Origin of the sequence: Streptomyces sp. NPDC002573, from assembly GCF_042889625.1 — a bacterium.
Classification (GTDB): domain Bacteria; phylum Actinomycetota; class Actinomycetes; order Streptomycetales; family Streptomycetaceae; genus Streptomyces; species Streptomyces gibsoniae.
The window spans coordinates 59,849-77,104 of record NZ_JBIARC010000043.1 but is presented as its reverse complement, the minus strand read 5'-3'; the positions used below and the strand labels follow the sequence as shown (position 1 = coordinate 77,104).

The 17,256-nt window shown below is 73.3% G+C and carries 15 protein-coding genes and 1 tRNA gene; 6 read left to right on the top strand and 10 right to left on the bottom strand.

The annotated features are described in order from the left end of the window. Positions 1–134: 134 nt before the first annotated feature. Positions 135–2,069 carry a putative bifunctional diguanylate cyclase/phosphodiesterase gene (locus tag ACFYX0_RS31945; protein WP_388975371.1) on the bottom strand — a complete coding sequence of 645 codons (1,935 nt, stop codon included), beginning with the start codon at positions 2,067–2,069 and terminating at the stop codon, positions 135–137. Between the two features lie 543 nt (positions 2,070–2,612). Here ACFYX0_RS31945 and ACFYX0_RS31940 point away from each other — a divergent pair. After that, a complete protein-coding gene (locus ACFYX0_RS31940; RefSeq protein WP_388975368.1) occupies positions 2,613–3,899 on the top strand; it encodes a M6 family metalloprotease domain-containing protein in 1,287 nt (428 codons plus the stop codon). A gap of 170 nt (positions 3,900–4,069) precedes the next feature. On the opposite strand, the gene ACFYX0_RS31935 is transcribed toward ACFYX0_RS31940, so the two are convergent. The 7 genes from ACFYX0_RS31935 to ACFYX0_RS31905 all read right to left on the bottom strand — a co-directional run bounded on the left by ACFYX0_RS31935 (position 4,070) and on the right by ACFYX0_RS31905 (position 10,451). Next, positions 4,070–4,143, bottom strand: a tRNA-Lys gene (locus ACFYX0_RS31935). Further along, on the bottom strand, positions 4,134–4,739 hold the full coding sequence (locus ACFYX0_RS31930; RefSeq protein ID WP_355904174.1) for a bifunctional DNA primase/polymerase: 606 nt from the start codon (positions 4,737–4,739) through the stop codon (positions 4,134–4,136). The genes ACFYX0_RS31935 and ACFYX0_RS31930 overlap by 10 nt, the downstream gene beginning before the upstream one ends. 133 nt (positions 4,740–4,872) lie before the next feature. Then, positions 4,873–5,238: a hypothetical protein gene (locus ACFYX0_RS31925; RefSeq protein WP_355904171.1), complete on the bottom strand. Its 366-nt coding sequence runs from the start codon at positions 5,236–5,238 to the stop codon at positions 4,873–4,875. A gap of 189 nt (positions 5,239–5,427) precedes the next feature. Further along, positions 5,428–6,780 (bottom strand): AAA domain-containing protein, encoded by a 1,353-nt coding sequence (locus tag ACFYX0_RS31920; RefSeq protein ID WP_388975365.1) that lies wholly within the window; start codon positions 6,778–6,780, stop codon positions 5,428–5,430. Further along, positions 6,777–8,411: a hypothetical protein gene (locus ACFYX0_RS31915; protein WP_388975362.1), complete on the bottom strand. Its 1,635-nt coding sequence runs from the start codon at positions 8,409–8,411 to the stop codon at positions 6,777–6,779. The genes ACFYX0_RS31920 and ACFYX0_RS31915 overlap by 4 nt, the downstream gene beginning before the upstream one ends. Continuing rightward, positions 8,402–9,547: a hypothetical protein gene (locus ACFYX0_RS31910; RefSeq protein ID WP_388975360.1), complete on the bottom strand. Its 1,146-nt coding sequence runs from the start codon at positions 9,545–9,547 to the stop codon at positions 8,402–8,404. Before ACFYX0_RS31910 ends, ACFYX0_RS31915 begins: the two co-directional genes overlap by 10 nt. Beyond that, on the bottom strand, positions 9,498–10,451 hold the full coding sequence (locus tag ACFYX0_RS31905) for a phosphatase PAP2 family protein (RefSeq protein ID WP_388975358.1): 954 nt from the start codon (positions 10,449–10,451) through the stop codon (positions 9,498–9,500). The genes ACFYX0_RS31910 and ACFYX0_RS31905 overlap by 50 nt, the downstream gene beginning before the upstream one ends. 188 nt (positions 10,452–10,639) lie before the next feature. On the opposite strand from ACFYX0_RS31905, the gene ACFYX0_RS31900 reads away from it, so the two are divergent. Then, positions 10,640–11,236, top strand: coding sequence for a histidine phosphatase family protein (locus tag ACFYX0_RS31900; protein ID WP_355904159.1), 597 nt, complete (start codon positions 10,640–10,642; stop codon positions 11,234–11,236). Between the two features lie 42 nt (positions 11,237–11,278). Here the strand turns inward: ACFYX0_RS31900 and ACFYX0_RS31895 are convergent, their stop codons facing one another. After that, positions 11,279–12,751, bottom strand: a complete 1,473-nt coding sequence (locus tag ACFYX0_RS31895) for a hypothetical protein (protein WP_388975356.1) — start codon at positions 12,749–12,751, stop codon at positions 11,279–11,281. 299 nt (positions 12,752–13,050) lie between these two features. Here ACFYX0_RS31895 and ACFYX0_RS31890 point away from each other — a divergent pair, with 299 nt between their 5' ends. After that, positions 13,051–13,479 carry a hypothetical protein gene (locus ACFYX0_RS31890; RefSeq protein WP_355904153.1) on the top strand — a complete coding sequence of 143 codons (429 nt, stop codon included), beginning with the start codon at positions 13,051–13,053 and terminating at the stop codon, positions 13,477–13,479. An 84-nt stretch (positions 13,480–13,563) separates the two neighbouring features. Beyond that, positions 13,564–14,430 carry a spermidine synthase gene (locus tag ACFYX0_RS31885; RefSeq protein ID WP_388975353.1) on the top strand — a complete coding sequence of 289 codons (867 nt, stop codon included), beginning with the start codon at positions 13,564–13,566 and terminating at the stop codon, positions 14,428–14,430. Between the two features lie 29 nt (positions 14,431–14,459). Here ACFYX0_RS31885 and ACFYX0_RS31880 read toward each other — a convergent pair whose 3' ends face one another. Next, on the bottom strand, positions 14,460–14,999 hold the full coding sequence (locus ACFYX0_RS31880; RefSeq protein ID WP_388975350.1) for a hypothetical protein: 540 nt from the start codon (positions 14,997–14,999) through the stop codon (positions 14,460–14,462). Between the two features lie 130 nt (positions 15,000–15,129). Here ACFYX0_RS31880 and ACFYX0_RS31875 point away from each other — a divergent pair, with 130 nt between their 5' ends. Both ACFYX0_RS31875 and ACFYX0_RS31870 read left to right on the top strand, forming a co-directional pair. Further along, entirely contained in the window at positions 15,130–15,834 is a 705-nt protein-coding gene (locus tag ACFYX0_RS31875) for a response regulator transcription factor (protein ID WP_388975347.1), read from the top strand. Continuing rightward, a complete protein-coding gene (locus ACFYX0_RS31870; protein ID WP_355904141.1) occupies positions 15,831–17,234 on the top strand; it encodes a HAMP domain-containing sensor histidine kinase in 1,404 nt (467 codons plus the stop codon). The genes ACFYX0_RS31875 and ACFYX0_RS31870 overlap by 4 nt, the downstream gene beginning before the upstream one ends. The last annotated feature ends 22 nt before the right edge of the window (positions 17,235–17,256 follow it).

Sequence of the window (17,256 nt, the reverse complement as noted above, 5' to 3'; positions counted from 1 at the left end):
GTGTTTTTTACCACCACAACCCCACTGCGGGGTGGTGCGCGCGCCAAACGTCCCCACCCCCCCCCCCCCCCCCCGCGCCGCCCCCCCCCCGGGGGGGGGGGGGGGGCCCCCCCCGGGGCCCCCCCCCCCGCCGGTCAGGAACGGCCGCAGGTCTCCGCCTCCACCAGCTCCGAGATGCGGTCGGGCGGCACGGGCCGCGAGTACAGCCAGCCCTGCCCGGTGTCGCAGCCGATCCGGCGCAGCCGGGTGGCCTGCGCGGAGGTCTCCACGCACTCCGCGGTGACCGTCAGGCCCAGCCGGTGGGCGAGCCGGATCATGGCCTCGACGACGACCTCGTCGGCGGGGTTGGGGTGGTGGGCGTCCGAGCCCTCGTACTGGAAACCGCGGACGAACGAACCGTCCAGCTTCAGCACGGACACCGGCAGCCGGCTGAGATAGGCGAGGTTCGAGTAGCCGGTGCCGAAGTCGTCGATGGCGATGCGCACCCCCATGTCGCTGAGCGCCTGGAGTGCCTGGAGCGGCCGGCCGGCCGAGCCCATGACCGCGGACTCGGTCAGCTCCAACTGCAGCAGACGGGGGGCGAGTCCGGTCTCCGAGAGGGTTCCGGCCACGTCCGCCACCAGGTCGGAGTCCCAGACCTGGCGCACCGCCACATTCACACTGACGAAGATCGGCGGCTCGTCGGGGCGCTCCAGCTGCCAGCGGCGGGCCTGGCGGCAGGCGGTCTTCAGCACCCAGCGCCCGAGCTGCACGATCGAGCCGTCCTCCTCCGCCAGCCCGATGAACCGATTCGGCGTCAGCGTGCCGAACTGCGGGTGGTGCCAGCGCACCAGCGCCTCCACGCCGCGCACCCGTCCGTCCTCCATGCCCACGAGAGGCTGGTACTCCAGGGCGAACTCGCCCCGCTCGATGGCGGGGCGCAGACCGGAGGACAGGGCCTGGCGGGTCATACGGTGGGCGTTGCGCTCGGGGTCGAAGAGGGTCCAGCGGGACTTCCCGTCGGCCTTCGCCCAGTACAGCGTCGTGTCGGCCGCCTGCATCAGACCGGTCGCCGTGGTCCCGGCCGCGTGCCGCTCCACCACACCGATGGACGCCGAGACCGACAACCGCTGCCCGGCCAGGTCGAACGGCGCCTGGAGCGCCTTGAGCACCGACTCGGCCAGCTCGGCGAGTTGGTCGGTGCCCGTCGAGTCCTCGACGAGCAGGGCGAACTCGTCGCCGCCGAGCCGGGCGACCAGGGGAGTGGTGGCCCGGTTGTGGCCGGCCTCGTCCGCACAGTGCGTCAGGCGGTCGGCGACGGCCGCGAGCAGCCGGTCGCCGACGCGATGGCCGAGGGTGTCGTTGACCGCCTTGAAGCCGTCGAGATCGAGGTAGCACAGCCCGATCCGGCCGGTCCCGCTCTCCTCGTACGACTCGGCCTCCAGTGCGGCAGACAGGCGTTCGAAGAACAGCGTCCGGTTGGGCAGCCGGGTCATCGGGTCGTGCATCTGCAAGTGGCGCAGCCGGGACTGAAGTTCCCGGCGGGCACTGATGTCCGAGACCGAGAGCAGCACGGCCCGCTCGGTCTCGGGCAGCGGGGTGACGGTCACCTGCACCCAGAGCGAGTGCCCGTCGGGGTGCTTGAGGCGGCGCGCACAGCGCAGCCGGGCCTGACGGCCGCGCAGCACCTCGCGGTACGCGTGCCAGGTGCGGGCGTCGGAGGACAGATCGAGCAGGTCGGCGGCGACCTTGCCGGGCAGGCCGTCGGTGCCGGTGCCGAGCAGTTCGCCCAGGGTGTCGTTGGCGGTGACCACCAGGCCCTCCCGGTCGACGACCGCCATGGCGTGCGGCGCGGCGGCGAACACGGCGCCGAAGGAAGGGGATTGCGGGCGGCGGGTCGGTGGTGAGGCGGACTGCGGGGAGGCGGCGGCGCCCGGTTGCGGCAGCGCGTCCGCGGGAGGCGGCAGCGGACACGTCCCGAGGAGGGGCGGTGGTTCAGGCGTACCGGATGACGTGTTCGCGTGACTTTCTGTGACGGCCGGGCCGACGAGGTCTGCCGCGCGCGCCTGCCCTTCGGACATTCCGCTCACCGCTCGCTCCCGCAGTGCACTCGTTCTACGTACGGATCTCGTGGGTCTCGTCGGGGTCGACGGCCGCTCGGGGTGCGGCCGCACGAGCCGTGTTCGTGCAGGAAAGTGTGCCGATCATAGAGGCTGCTACAGGGGCCTTCCAGCCGCTGTCCAGTCTCCCGGAACGAGCACATGGTCTGACAGATCGTTTCTGCTCGCACCTTGCCCCGGTCCATCAGGCCGCCTTCGACTGTGACGTTCCGTGAGTACTCGGGGTGTCGGCCCATGTCGGCCGCCCCCTCGGCGCTCGTGCGCCGGTGTGTGCTCCCGCCCGCACTGCCCCTCCCCCCGGCCGTCGCGGTTTCCCTCCTGGCCTTTCCCCCGACTGACGGCCTCTCACCCTTCTGGGGCAGACAAACAGGGCGTAGTCATACAAATAAGACAAGGCTGGGTGCGTACTTGCCCGAATCGCACCCGGAGGTCGACGTGCCGCGTCCGTTCCCCAGCAGGGGGTTCAGCCGCGAGGCTCTGTGGCCACGCGCCCGCGGACGGACGCCCTTCGTCGTGCGCCGGACCGTCGCCGCGGCCACCTCGATGACGGCGCTGGTCGCGACCACGCTCGTCACGGGCCCTGCGCTCTTCGGCTCCCTCGACGCGTTCTGCGAACTCACCCGGAGCGAGGCACACCACTCGGAGGGCATCGACACCTGGAACGCCGCCTACACGCGGCCCACCCGGCCGCTGGACGCGGTCCTGATCTTCCTGTCCTTCCCGGACTCCGTGCCGACGACCACGACGGCCGAGCTGACCTCGGACTACTTCCCGGCCACCAGCCGCTTCTTCGACCGGGCCTCCTACGGCCGGTTCACGGTGCGGCCGCATCCGCTGGACCACTGGATCCGGATGCCCCACCCCTCCGTCTCGTACGGCGTACAGCGTGACTGGGACCCCGATCACCGGAGCGCGTATCTGCACGACGCCCTCGCCGTGGCGGACAAGGATGTCGACTTCTCGCGGTACGACGTCGTGTACTTCGTGGCCGACCCGGACGCGCCCGGCATCGACTCGGACGCGACGAAGGTGGTCAATCTGGAGACCCCGTTGCAGGCCGACGGCACGGATGTGCGCCGTGTGGTCACGGTCTTCGAGAAACATCCGCCGGACCGGCTGGTGCTCGCCCATGAGACCGGGCATGTCTTCGATCTGCCCGACCTCTACCACCGGCCGGTGGACGGCAAGGGCGACTGGGACACCTATGTCGGCGACTGGGACCTCATGGGCAGCCAGTTCGGCCTGGCCCCGGATCTCTTCGCCTGGCACAAGTGGAAGCTGGGCTGGCTGGACGACCGCCAGGTGGTGTGTGTGCGGGGCAGGGGGAGCACACGGGTGACGCTTGAGCCGCTGGGGGCGGGAGAGCAGGGAGTGCCGGAGGTGGCGGTGAACGCGGGCTCTCCCGCGGACTCCGGGAAGGAGCGGGAGCGGCCCTTCGGGCCCGGAGTGGAGGCGTTCGGGTCCGGGCACGGCACCAAACTGGCGGTCGTACGCACCGGGCCCGACAGTGTGCTCGCCCTGGAGGCGCGCGATGCCACCGGGAACGACAGTGCGACCTGCACCCAGGGGGTCCTCGTCTATCGCGTCCACGGCGACACGGCGTCCGGCGGCGGCCCGATCGAGGTCCTCGACGCCCATCCGCACTCCTCGGCCTGCGGGAACACCTCGGTGTACCCGGCCCTGGCGGACGCGCCCGTGGAGGTGGGGGAGAGCTTCACCGTGCCCGGCGACAACGTACGGGTGGAGGTGGAGGACCGCACGGCCACGGGGGCCTGGACGGTACGGATCACTCGGCAGTGACCATGGCGTGGGGATCCGCGAACATGGGCGCCTTGAAAACGGGCGGCTCCCGTGGCGTGGTGCGGGGGGTGTGGGTGGCGTGGCCCCCACAGCGCGCGGGGAAGCCGCGCAAAAACAGCGATGGCGAGCCGGTTCGCGCTTTCCGCGAACACGACTCGCCATCGCCATCGTGCGCCGCCAGGGACTCGAACCCCGGACCCGCTGATTAAGAGTCAGCTGCTCTAACCAACTGAGCTAGCGGCGCCTGCTGACGTCGTAGACCTTAGCACCCTGGTCGGCGGGAGGAAAAATCGATATCCGTACGGCAGAGGAGGCGGCCGCCCGGGCCGCCCGGACCGCCGCCCACAGGACGACTTCCGGCCCGGGAAGCCAGGGATGGCGGGTGTCGGGCGCGACGAGCCAGCGGGACTCGGAGCGGCTGCCGGGGCCGGCGGCGGGGGTGGTGGGGCTGCTCGCGGGCACGGTGACGGCGTCCCCGGAGCCATGGCACAGCAGCGGCGGCACCGCCGGGGTGCGACCGCCCCACTCCTCCCAGTCCAGCAGCGCCGGCAGCCGCCGGGCCGTGCCGGGGGCCGTGAACAGCAGCATGCGCCCCCGGTGCTCGGCGACCGGCCCGGAGCCCGGCCCCTCGCCCCAGAGCCGGTCGAGCATCCGCCGCCCGAAGATCGCGGGGGCGCTCACCACGTCGAACGCGGTGCCGCACGGCAGCACGACAGGGGCGGTGGGCCGCTCCGCCCAGTACGCCGCCGTGCTACGCGGATACGTTCCTGCGGAGGCGAGCCACGCGGCCCCCTCCGAGGTGGGGCGGAACGGCTCGGTGAACGGCGCTCGACTGCTCATGACAGTCAGATGTACCGGGCGTGAGCGGTCCGTCTCCGAGAGTTGCGGAAAACCGGGACACCGAAGGCCCGGGCGCAGTATCGTGCCGCCGCATATGCCAGAAGATCATTCGGTCGAGTGGTGCGGCGGACGCTCAGCCCAGGCTCTCGGGGCCGCTCGACTCGGCGCCCCGCAGCAGGTCCTGCCCGAACTCCACCATCTTCTTCGCGTAGTCCTCGGTCCACTCCGCCCGCTCGGCGATGGCCGCCGGGGTCAGCCGGTCGAAGCGGCGCGGATCGGCGAGCTGGGCGGCGGCGATGGCCTGGTACTCCACCGCGCGGTCCGTGGCAGCACGGAACGCCTGGGCCAGCTCGGTCGCCCGCGTGAGCAGTGCCCGCGGGTCGTCGATCGACTCCAGGTCGAAGAAGTGTTCCGGGTCGGAGGCCGCCTCCTCGGGCTCGAAGAGCAGGGGCGCGGGGCGTAGCCGCGGCTCGTTCCGACGCGGCGTGGGCTCCGCCATGTCTTCTCCTCCTCGTACGGTTCGGGTGGCTCCCCTCGCGGGTGGGCCACCGTCCATTGTCGCGCGGCGCCGCAAGAGCGCGGGAACCGAGCGGAAAGCGCCCGCCCGTGCTCCGCACGCCACACGGCTCCGGCCCTCTCAAGGCAGCCGGGCCCGGCGATGTTCCCGCCCCTCGTGGCCCGGGGTGCCTCAGGGCCGCCACGCCACCCGGTGCTCGGACAGATGCGCCAGCACCGCGTGGTTCGCCTCCCAGCCGTCCGGGAACTTCACCGTCACCCCCAGTTGCACCGGCTCGGTCGAGGGGTGGTCGTCCAGCAGTTCCGTCACTCCCGCCCGGCACACCACGATGCACGCGTGCCGGTGCCGGGACGCCAGCACGCACAGCCGCCCGGTCTCCAGATGGAACGCCGTGGCGTCCGGTCGACCCGACAGCGGGTGCAGCACCACCGTCACATCGAACTCCCGGCCCTGGAGCCGGTTGGCCGTGTCCACCGTCACATCCGCCACCCCGAGCTCCGCCAGCGCGGAGCGCACCGCCGCCGCCTGGTCACGGTGCGCGGTGCCGACGGCGATGCGGTCCGCGGTCAGCGGCGCCGGCTCCGTCGCGCGTTCCGAGACCGCCGCCCCGCCCCGGTCCAGCAGCCGTCGTACGACCGTCGCGACCGCCCGTACCGCCTCCGGGTCCGTGCGCGGGGTGTGCCGGGCGGGGAGTTCGAGGAGCCCCCAGCCGGTCTCGGCCGCCTCGTCGATCACCCGGTCGGGGCCCGAGCCGTCCGAGGGCACACCGAACGTCAGTCTCCGGTCCCCGTGCCCCGTACCGCTGCGGAACGGCGTGTACGGATAGAACGCGTCCGACACCAGTGGCGCCGCCGAAGCCGGCAGCCGCCACGACACCGGCAGCCGGTGCTGCGGCAGCTCGGGGTTGTGGGCCAGGAGTGTGGTCACGGCCGACGCCGAGGGGTCGTACGACAGACCGGCCCACTGCTCCGCGCCCACGATCGCGAACGGGTCCAGCTGGCCCGGGTCGCCCACGAACAGCGCCCGTTCGAACAGTCCAGCCACCGCCAGCAGCGCGTCCGAGCGCATCTGGTACGCCTCGTCGACGATCGCGTGCCGCCATGGCTCGACGTCCTTGACGTGCGCCCACTTGGCGGCGGTCGAGATGACGACGTCCAGGCCCGCCAGCTCCTTCGCCTTGGTCGACTTGCGGACGTTCGGCCGATCGTCGAGGGCCTTGTCGTAGGGGTCCGGATCGCTGCTGTGCAGCCGGCCGACCGGTAGGTCCGGGTCCTTCTCCGCCAGCCGCAGCACCAGGTCGTCCACCTGCGCGTTGGTCTGTGCGATGACCATCAACGGGCGCCCTGCGGAGGCCAGTTCGAGTGCTGCCCGCACCACGAGCGTCGACTTCCCGGCACCCGGCGGCGAGTCCACGACGACCCCGCGGTGCGCGCCGTGCAGCGTGTCCCGCAGGATCGCGTCGGTGGCCCGGGTGGCCGCGGTCCCGGGGTCGAAGTCCCCGCCCGGCCGGGCGAACACGGTCACAGCACGTCCTCCTCGGTCACCGGGTCCGGCCCTGGCGTCGCGTCGGCCTCGCCCGGCGGCCCGCCATGGGTCCAGGGTGTCTCCTCCGGCTCGGGCAGCTTCGCCCCGCCGCGCTGCTCGTGCTCGAACAGCGTGAAGCAGACGCGGTCGCCCTTCTCCGGCACGGATCCGGCCTCCGGCTCCTTGCCGCGGCCCATCTTGTCGACGATGCGCAGCACCACGAGGGCGCTCTCCGCGCCGCCCCCGTCGTGTTCCCGGCCGTCCTCGCCCGTGTCCTCGTAGCCGACGAACTCGGCCCCCTGCGGTTTTCCGCCCAGCGACCGGAACACCTTGGCGCCCTCCCCGAGATGCGGCAGGTCCTCGGTCCGTACGGTCACCAGCGGGCGGGGGCTCGGGCGCTTGCCCTCGCTGTAAGCCATCACGACATCCGTGACCTCGCCCGCGAACGCCTCCCCGGCCAGCCGCCGCCCGGCCATCACCAGCGGGTCGTCCAGCGCCTCCTGGGCGTCCAGCCGGGCCTGTTCGCGCTCGCGCGTGGCGAGCTTGTTCGCCGCGGTGACCGCGTCGTCGTGGCGCGGCTGGGGCGGCTCCCCGGCCAGCACCCGGTCCCGGTGGCCGGTGAACGACCAGCGGTCGCGGGTCCACCGCACCTCGGCATGCGCGCTGTCCGGCAGCGCGCGCAGCAGATCGAGCCCGCGCCACACGGCATCCCACGTCGGCCGCGTACGGCTCTCCACCAGCGCCCGGATCTCCCCCTCGGCGGCGGACAGTTCACCGAACCGGTCGTCCGCCTCGACACCGTCCTCGGCGGCGGCGAGCCGGGCTCGCGCGCGGTCGTAGCGCTCGATGGCGGGGGCGAGCAGCTCGTTGTCGAAGGCCGGGTCGGTGGCGGGTCCGGCCGGCGGGCACAGCAGCTGGCCCTCCGCGTCCCGCGCCAGCTCGGCCCACAGCGCCGCCTCCGCGCCCGAGGTCCCCTCCGGCGGGTCGATCCAGGCGAGCAGCGCGCCCAGATGCTGGTCCTCCAGGCTCGACTGCCCGGTCGTCCAGTGCCGCGCCAGCACCTCGGTGAGGGCGAGCAGCAGCGCGGAGCCGGGCACCCGGGCGCGCTCCCCGAAGTGGGTGAGCCAGCGGCCGAGGAGCGGCACCCGGGGTGGCGCCGGATGCGGGGTCTCCGGGTCCTGCTCGGCGGTGCGGCGGAACCGCATGGAGCGCCCCAGCAGCCGTACGAAGTCGATGCCCGCCCGGCTCGGCACGATCAGCTGCGGGGCGTCCGCGCACAGCTCGACCTCGACCTTGACCCGCTTGCCGGTCTCGGGATCGGTCTCGGTGCGCTCGGCGGCCTCGACCGCTTCGCCGTACCCGTCGACGTAGGGCAGGACGATGTCGGCGAGGGCGGCGAGGAACGCGAACCGGAGGTCGCGGTCGCGCGGCTGGGGCACGACGAGCAGCCGGGGCGTGTCCCGGTCGATGCCGACGAGCGCGCCGAGCGGTGCCCCGGCCTCACCGGCGGTGGTGAGCGGCACGAGGACGAGGGGGCGGTCGGACAGGTGCCGGTGCCGGACGGTGGCGGCGGGCTGGGCGTGCCCCGACCGCACGGCCTCCAGCCGGGCGAGGGTGGCGATCAGCGACATACGGCGCCCTCCAGGGCCCCGAGCGCCTCGGCACGCAGCCGTGCCGCCCGGCGCAGGGCCGCCACCGCCGGGTCGTCCGGGTCCCCGGCGCTGCCGTGGGCGGCGGCCAGGACGTCGTCCACCGTCGCGAGGCCGCCCAGGTCAGCGCGCAGCGACCGCCCGTAGGACGTCACGGCGCCCTCCGCGCGGGCACGCGCACGGCAGTGGAAGGCCATCTCGCAGGCGGCCAGGCACTCGGGCGCGTAGGCCGCGGGGACCGACTCGACGGCGGCCGCCAGTTCCTCCTGGGGCAGGTCGGGCGCGAGGCACAGGCCCTCGGGGAGGGCGTCCGCAATCTCCTCGATCCGGGTGAGGCGGGCCAACTGGCGGCGGGTGACCGCGCGCTGCTTGCGGATGTCGACCGGGGAGGCGGCGGGCAGGTTGGAGAAGTCCTTGGGGCACACCAGGAGGATCCGGTGGCGCACCACGGGCGCGGGGGCGTCCGGTTCCGCGCCGAGGCGGGCGGCGACCTCCTCCAGCGCCAGGACGTAGACCGCGGCCTGGCGTGCGGCGGCTCCGACCTTCGCCGGGTCCGCCGAACCGTCCAGCAGGGGGAAGGACTTGATCTCCACGACGGTCCAGCTGCCGTCGGGATGGACGACCACCGCGTCCGGCTCCAGGAACGCAGGGGAGCCCGCCACGTCCAGGACGAGCATCGGGTGGTCGAGCAGAGTCCAGGTGCGTGCCTCGACGGCCTCGCGCAGCGCCAGCGCCGTCCGGGCGGTGCGGCCCTCGGGGCCGACGGCGGTGAGATCGGGGACGAGGGCTTCGTCCGGCGCCGCGGCGGCCGGGTCCAGCTTCTCGTGCACCAGGCGGAGCAGTTCCGCACCGCCGTCCGCCTTGACCCGGGCCTCGAAGGCGTTGCCCCGCATGAAGGCGAACTGCGACTGTCCGAACCCCGACGGGGCGCCGAGCGCACCCGCCAGCGCCGCCTTGTCCACCCCCGCGCCGTCCAGGAGCGCGCGCCGCCTGCACCCGGGGTTCGCGGCGAGCGCGGCGAGGGCGCGCGCGTCGAGCGCCTTGGGCGGTACGGAAGCGCCGCGCAGGTCAGCGAGTTGCTGCCGGAGCGCCGTCCCCCGCGTCCGCGGGAGAGGCACCCGGCTCGGCTTCCGGCCCGGTGCGGGAGTTGCGCTGTCGGGGAATTCGCTCACCCGTCGAAGTCTGGCATCCGGCGCTGACAATCGGGGAACCCGCGGTCCCTGGGGCAGCCGTGACGGGAGCGGTCCGCGCCCGCAGCCGGGTCCTGACCGTGTCCACGGCCCGCATCAGCGGCCTGCTGAGCAGGAGGCCGACGCCCATGGTGGCGACGCCCGCGACGGCGTCGAGGAGGTAGTGGTTCGCGGTGCCCATCACGACGAGCGCGGTCAGCAGCGGATAGGCGACGCCCGCCGCCTTCGCCCAGCGGGTACGGCCGTGGCGCCACAGCATCACTCCGCACCACAGCGCCCAGCCGACGTGCAGACTGGGCATGGCCGCGTACTGGTTGGTCATGCCCCCCAGACCCCGCGGCGCGCTCGCGTCGCCGCCCCACCAGCCGTAGGAGCTGTACTGGGCCATGGTGTCGACGAAACCGTGGTCGGGGGAGAGCAGGCGGGGTGGGCAGGTGGGCAGCAGGGTGAAGCCGATCAGGCCGATGAACGTGGACGTCATGAGCCAGGTGCGGACCGCGCGGTAGTGCTCCGCGCGGCGCCTGAACATCCACACCAGGATCGCCGGGGTCACCAGGTAGTGCAGCGAGGCGTACCAGAAGTCGGCGGGTATACCCAGCCATGCCTCATGGGTGAAGAGACGGTTCAGCGGATGCTCGGCGTTGATGTGGAGCAGCTTCTCCAGGCGCAGGAGCGCCAGACCGTGGTCGACGGCGTCGGAGACGTCACCCCGGGCGAGCAGCCGGCCCGCGGAGTACGAGCCGTACACCAGGAGGATCAGGGGCAGCTCGGTCCACCAGCGCAGCCGGGCCGGGCGGCCCTCCCCCGCGCCTGGTGTCTCGGCCTGCGGCATCCGATTCGCCCTCCCCCTTCTCTGCGGCGGCCCCCGGCCGTCCGGCCGTGCCACTTTACGGCGTCCGAGGACGGCCCGGCGGGGCGCCCCGGCCCTCAAAGACGCAGGGATCGCCCCCCGGGTTGCCCGGGAGCGGGGTGGGAGATGATGGAGGGACCCCTCGCTGATTTCTCCCGGAAAGGCCCCTCATGGCACCGCGCATCCTGCTGGCCCGGCACGGACAGACGGCTTGGTCGCTGTCCGGCAAGCACACCGGGAGGACGGATGTGCCGCTCCTTGAAGAGGGCCGGCGGGGCGCCAAGCTCCTGGGCGAGCGGCTGCACCGGGCGCCCTTCGAGGGGCTGCGGGACGTCGAGGTGCGCACGAGTCCGCTGGTACGTGCGCGTGAGACGTGCGAGCTGGCCGGGTTCGGCGAGCGGGCCAGCACCTGGGACACGCTGATGGAGTGGGACTACGGGGCGTACGAGGGGATGACGCCGGCCGAGATACAGGCGATCCGGCCGGGCTGGCTGATCTGGCGTGACGGCGTCCCCGAGGGGGAGAGCCTCGCCGAGGTCTCCGCGCGCGCGGACGAGGTCGTCGCCTGGGCCCGCGCGGCGGACCGTGACGTCCTGGTCTTCGCCCACGGTCACATCCTGCGGTCCATCGGGGCGCGCTGGCTGGGCCTGCCGCTGGACTTCGCCGCGCGGATCAGGCTCAACCCCACGTCGTTGTCGGTGCTGGGATGGGCGTACGGGGAGCCGGCGATCGAGTCCTGGAACGACTGCGGCCACCTGGCGGTCTGAGACCCCGCCGGGCGGCCGCGGCCGCAGTGTTCCTCGGGTTCCTCAGGCCATGCGCGGCAGGCTCGCATGGCGGTCGAGGAACGCCGACACCCCCGATGCCCGCCGGTGCGGCAGCAGCACGCGCGCGGTGCCCGCCAGCATGGTCAGGATCCGGGACGACTGGACCTGGTCCAGGAGGTCCAGGACGCGCAGACCCGCCTGGGCCGCCTCGTCGGGGCGCCCGCCGCGGGCCAGGTCGTCGGCCAGTTCCGCGGTGTACAGGGCGATGTTCCGGGAGAAGTGCGGGTCTTGCAGATGCGCGGCACGCCGGGCGTGCCGGGCCGCGCGCGGCCAGTCGCCCAGCGCCGACCAGCACTGCGCCTCCAGGCCCTCCAGCTCGGCCTCTCCGTAGAAGGTCATCCACTCGGGGTCGGCGTCCGACGTCCCCCGCTCGAACAGGGCCTGCGCCCGGGCCAGCGCCTGCTCGCAGCCCGCCCGGTCCGTGAGGCCCGCCCAGCCGCCCGCCTCCCGCAGCGCCAGCAGCGACATCAGGCGGTGCGAGCCGAGGGGCCGGGCGGCGCGCTGGGCGGCCTGCGCCGTCCGTACGGCCTCCCGTGGCCGGCCGGCGTCGCGGGCGAGGAAGGCCGTGTTGCAGAAGGCATGCGCCTCCAGGGCCGGGTCCCCGGACATCCGGGCGGTGGCCAACGCCTCGGCGTAGTGCGAGCGGGCGTCGTCGAAACGCCCCGAGTCGTGTGCCAGCCAGCCCACCGAGATGGCCAGTTCACCCGCGCCCGCGTACAGCCGTTCCGCGACCGCCTGCCGGGTCGTGCCCGCGTCGAGCAGCGCATAGGCGGCCCGCAGGGGAGCCGCCGCGCGTCGGTAGAGGCCGTCCGCGCCGTGCCGGTCGTCGAGCAGTCTGATCTTGCGTACGGCCTCCTCGAGGGCGTTCGCCTCGGACGTGCCCGCACGGTGGACGGGGCGTTCGGCGGCCGTCGCCGTGCCGCCGCCGGTGAGTCCGAGCGGGCTCATGGAGGCGACCGCCACGGTGGCGGTGCCCCCGGTCATGAATGCGCGACGCTGCACGTCGCTCTCCTCGTGGTTCTCTTCGTCGTCCGGGCGTGTGCCGTACGACTCGTACGTTGCGTGGATGGCTCGGGTGTCCCGCATGTCATACGTCTCACGCGCCCTCGGGGTCTCACCGGGAGCATGCGGGACATTGCCGCGGCACAAGGGGGGCGCCTCCTCGTCGGTGTGCGCCCCCCTTCCGCGTACGGAAGAGCGAGGGGCGAATCCCAGGTCCGCGAGTGTGTGACCGGGGAACATATGGAGGAACACGCGTTCGTAGGCGTAGTTGGGGCAGCGGATCTCACCCGCCTCCACCCGGCCGATGTAACGAGCGTCACAGCTGACGCGCTCGCCGATCTCGCGTGCGGCGCGCCGCACCGCCGCGGCGAACTCGCTCGGCGAGCGCTGTCCGCGCAGTTGCCGGAAGGCGAGGTTCGGCCGCGGTGGCCTGGGGGACTGGGACGTACTCATGGCCGGGCCCTCTCTTGCGAACCGTCGAACCATGCCGGATTCAGGATGGCTTGTCCGTGTGGTGCCAGTTGGCTCCCTGTGTCCGGCGGTGCAAGAAAGTACCTGCCCCACGGGTGCCGTCATGCACGGTTTGGCTACAAACCGGATATCTCATGCGCGATCTGCCATGAACTGCCATCCTTGACGGCGGTGTTGTGCCGTTGCCGTTGACGTTCCGCCGCGTTGAACGCTGTGGACCGGGAGCCGCCCGAACTCCCGACCCAACTCACCGTCGAGGAGGGGTTCCGTTGGAGGCCGGGATGCAGACCAGGCAGAGCACCGAGTTCGGTACGCAGTCGTCGACCGCGCGCCCTGCGCCGGAGCGCGGCGCACCGCCGCACCCGGCTCCCGACCTCGTGACCGTCCCGGCCCGGCAGGGCCTCGAAGCGGTCGACATCCTCCGCCGCGGCGCGGGCGACTGCGTCGGCCCCGTCCTGCACGACGGCGGCTGCGACACCCTCGGCTTCCTGGTCCCGCCGGGCACTGCCGACGCGTGGGACGTCCCGGGCAGCACCTGCACCCAGACGGACGGAAAGGGCCTGAGCCTCGTCGCGGAGCGGCTCCAGGCCGAGGGCACCGGCTGGCTGCTCCCGCCCGGCGACGCGGAACTGGCCACGGACCCGGCGGTGCTGCGCGAGGCGCTCGACGAGGCGGCCCGGCTGATCGAGGCCGCGGACAACTGTCGGTAAGCGCGCGCGGACAGCGCGGAACCCCGCCGCGGGGCCCGTCGGCCCCGAGCGGCCGGACCCCCGGATGCCCCCGATAATGGCGGGATGGGGAGGTCACGGAACGCGCGGCGCGGACAGGGCGCCGAGGCCGTCGTCGAGGCGGTCGACGGCGGGCTCGCCCAGCTCGTACCCGACCGGGACCGGGCGCGTGCCTGGACTCTGCTCATCGACGGCGCCCCGCAGTCGCACGTCGATCTCGACGACCCGGCCCATCTCGCCTTCGAGTACCAGCGCCGCCTCGGCCATCTCATCGACCTGGTCGCGCCGCCCGGCCGTCCCGTGCAGGCCGTGCACCTGGGCGGCGGCGCGTTCACCCTCGCCCGCTACACCGCCGCCACCCGCCCCCGCTCCACCCAGCAGGTCGTCGAGCGTGACGCGGCCCTCGTCCAACTCGTGCGGCGCACGCTGCCGTTGGACCCGAACGCCCGCATCAGGGTGCGCTCCACGGACGCCCGCGAAGGGCTCGCGAAGATACCGGACGGCTGGGCGGACCTGGTCATCGTGGACGTGTTCAGCGGGGCGCGCACCCCGGCACACCTCACCTCGGTCGAGTTCCTCACCGAGGTCCGCAGGGCACTGAAGGACGGCGGCGTGTACGCGGCCAACCTCGCCGACGGCCCGCCGCTGGCCCATCTGCGCGGCCAGATCTCGACCGCGGCGGCCGTCTTCCCCGAACTGGCGCTGGTCGCCGACCCGGCCGTGCTGCGCGGCAAGCGCTTCGGCAACGCCGTCCTGGTGGCCTCGGCCCATCCGCTGCCGGTCGCCGAACTGACCCGGCGCGCCGCCTCGGACCCGCACCCCGCGCGCGTGGAGCACGGCAGGGCACTGGCCGACTTCACCGGTGGTGCGGCGGCGGTCACGGACGCGGCCGCGGTGGCGTCACCGGCGCCGCCGCCCTCGGTGTTCCGCTGAACACCGGCCGGTCGGCAGGCAGTTCGTGATCAGTAGTTTCCGATCTCCACATGCGGCGGCCCGTCGTGCCAGGTGCAGAACACCGACACCCGGTTGGCACCCGAGGTGAACTCCACCCGGATCCATGACTCCGTCTTCCACACCTGCATCGACCAGCCCGCCCCGGGCGTGGCCGACACCAGCGTCGCGGAGATGTCACCGAGGTCGAAGACCACGCGTCCGCCGTCGGTGTCGTAGCTCTTGACCTGGCCCGAGGAGGAGGCGGAGGGCGAGGGCGACGGCGTGGCCGCGGTCGGTGTGCGACGGGTGCCGGCCGTCTCGGAGGAGGCCGGCTTCGGGCTCGGCGTCGGCTTCCCCTGGGGACTCCGCGACGCCTCCGGCCGCTCCGTCGACGACGTCAGCGGTGCCGCGGCGCCCTGCGCTCTGGCGCCGCCCGCCGTGATGGGCAGGGCGCGCGGCGGGTCGTAGGCGGTGCCCGCCATCACCGTGTGGACACCCCACCACGACAGCGTGACCGCCGCACCTGTGGCGAGCGACCAGGCCAGTACGTGTACGAGTCCTCTGAGCATCCCGGCCATAGTGCCTCACGAGCCCCATGCGTGTCTCACGGGTCGCACACAGTTCCGTTTGTCCCGTTGGCGCACCGGAGTTGTCCACAGGCCCCGGCCGGGCTCCCCCGTATGGCGTACGGTGCGGCCCATGGCAAGTGTGCTCGTGGTGGAGGACGACCAGTTCGTGCGCTCCGCGCTCATCAGGCACCTGACCGAGGCCGGGCACACGGTGCGCAGCGTCGGCACGGCGCTGGAGGCGCTGCGCGAGGTCGCCCATCTCTCCTTCGACGTCGTGATCCTCGACCTCGGACTGCCCGACCTGGACGGGGCCGAGGCGCTGAAGATGCTGCGCGGCATCACCGACGTACCGGTCATCATCGCCACCGCACGGGACGACGAGACGGAGATCGTCCGCCTGCTCAACGCGGGCGCGGACGACTATCTGACCAAGCCGTTCTCGGTCGAGCACCTGTCGGCACGGATCGCGGCGGTGCTGCGCCGCTCCCGCGCGGTCGCGGCGGAGGCCGCCCCGCGGCCGGTCCTCCGGGTCGGCGGCCTCGCCATCGACCCCCTGCGCCGCCACGCCGAACTCGACGGCGCCCGGCTCGATCTGACCCGCCGTGAGTTCGACCTGCTCGCCTTTCTCGCGGGCCGGCCCGGTGTGGTGGTCCCGCGCCGGGAGCTGCTCGCCGAGGTGTGGCAGCAGTCCTACGGGGACGACCAGACCATCGACGTCCATCTCTCCTGGCTCCGGCGGAAGCTGGGGGAGACCGCGGCCAGGCCCCGCTATCTGCACACCCTCCGGGGCGTCGGCGTGAAGCTGGAACCGCCGAGGACGGAGCCCGGGCCATGAGGTGGGCACTGGTCAAGGTCTGCGTGGCGGTGACCACGATGGTGGTGATCGCCTTCGCGGTCCCGCTCGGGCTGGTCATCAAGGAGATGGCCCGCGACCGGGCCTTCTCGAACGCGGAGCGGGAGGCCGCCGCGATCGCGCCCGCGCTCTCCATCACCACCGACCGGGACGAGTTGGAGCGGGTCGTGGCCTCGGCGGGCTCCGACGACGGGATCGCGGTGCACATACCGGCGGGCGACGGCACGAAGGCGATCGACATCGGCCGCCGGCGCGCCACCGACAAGGACATCGCGGCCACCCGCCGGCTGGGCCGCGCCTCCACCAGCGAGGTCCCGGGCGGCTCCACGCTGCTCCAGCCCACCGCGATCAGCTCCGGTGCGATCGCCGTGGTCGAGGTGTACGTGCCCGACGCCGAGGTCACCAACGGACTCGGCACGGCCTGGGCGGTGCTCGCCGGGGTCGGCATCGCCCTGATCATCGGCTCGGTGGCGGTCGCCGACCGGCTCGGGGTGCGGATGGTGCAGCCCGCGCAGCGCCTGGTGGAGGGCGCGCACGAATTGGGGGAGGGAAAGCTCGGGGCGCGGGTCCCGGAGGAGGGGCCGACCGAACTGCGCCTGGCGGCGGTCGCGTTCAACTCGATGGCCGACCAGGTCGTACAACTGCTGGCGAACGAACGGGAGCTGGCGGCGGATCTGTCCCACCGGCTGCGCACCCCGCTGACCGTGCTGCGGCTGAACGCGGCCTCGCTCGGCGAGGGGCCGGCCGCCGAGCAGACGCGCACGGCCGTGGCGCAGCTGGAACGCGAGGTGGACACGATCATCCGCACGGCCCGCGAGGCCAAGCCGCAGACCGCGACGGCGGGCCCGGGCGCCGGGTGCGACGCGGCCGAAGTGGTCCGTGAGCGGATGGAGTTCTGGTCGGCGCTCGCCGAGGACGAGGGCCGCAAGTGGCGGGTGGCCGGGGCCGACCGCCCGGTGCGGATACCCGTGGCCCGCGCCGATCTCGCGGCCGCGCTCGACGCACTGCTCGGAAACGTCTTCCGGCACACCGCGGAGGGCACGGCGTTCGCGGTCGATGTGCACAACGGTGAGGACGCGGTGATCGTGCTGGTCTCCGACGCCGGGCCGGGCATCGCCGACCCGCAGGCGGCGATGGCCCGCGGGCGCGGTTCGGGCAGTGACGGCTCGACGGGCCTCGGGCTGGACATCGTGCGCCGGCTCGCGGAGGCGACGGGCGGGGACGTGCGGATCGGCTCGTCGGTGCTGGGCGGCACGGAGGTGCGGATCTGGTTCCAGCTGGACGGGCGGGCCCCGGTGCGGCGGGGGCACCGAGGGTCGGTGCGGCGCCGCCGCCCCGGCAGATTGGTCTCGACCTTTAACCGTCCCCGATCCCTTCCTTAAGCGCACCCTAAGATCCACAACC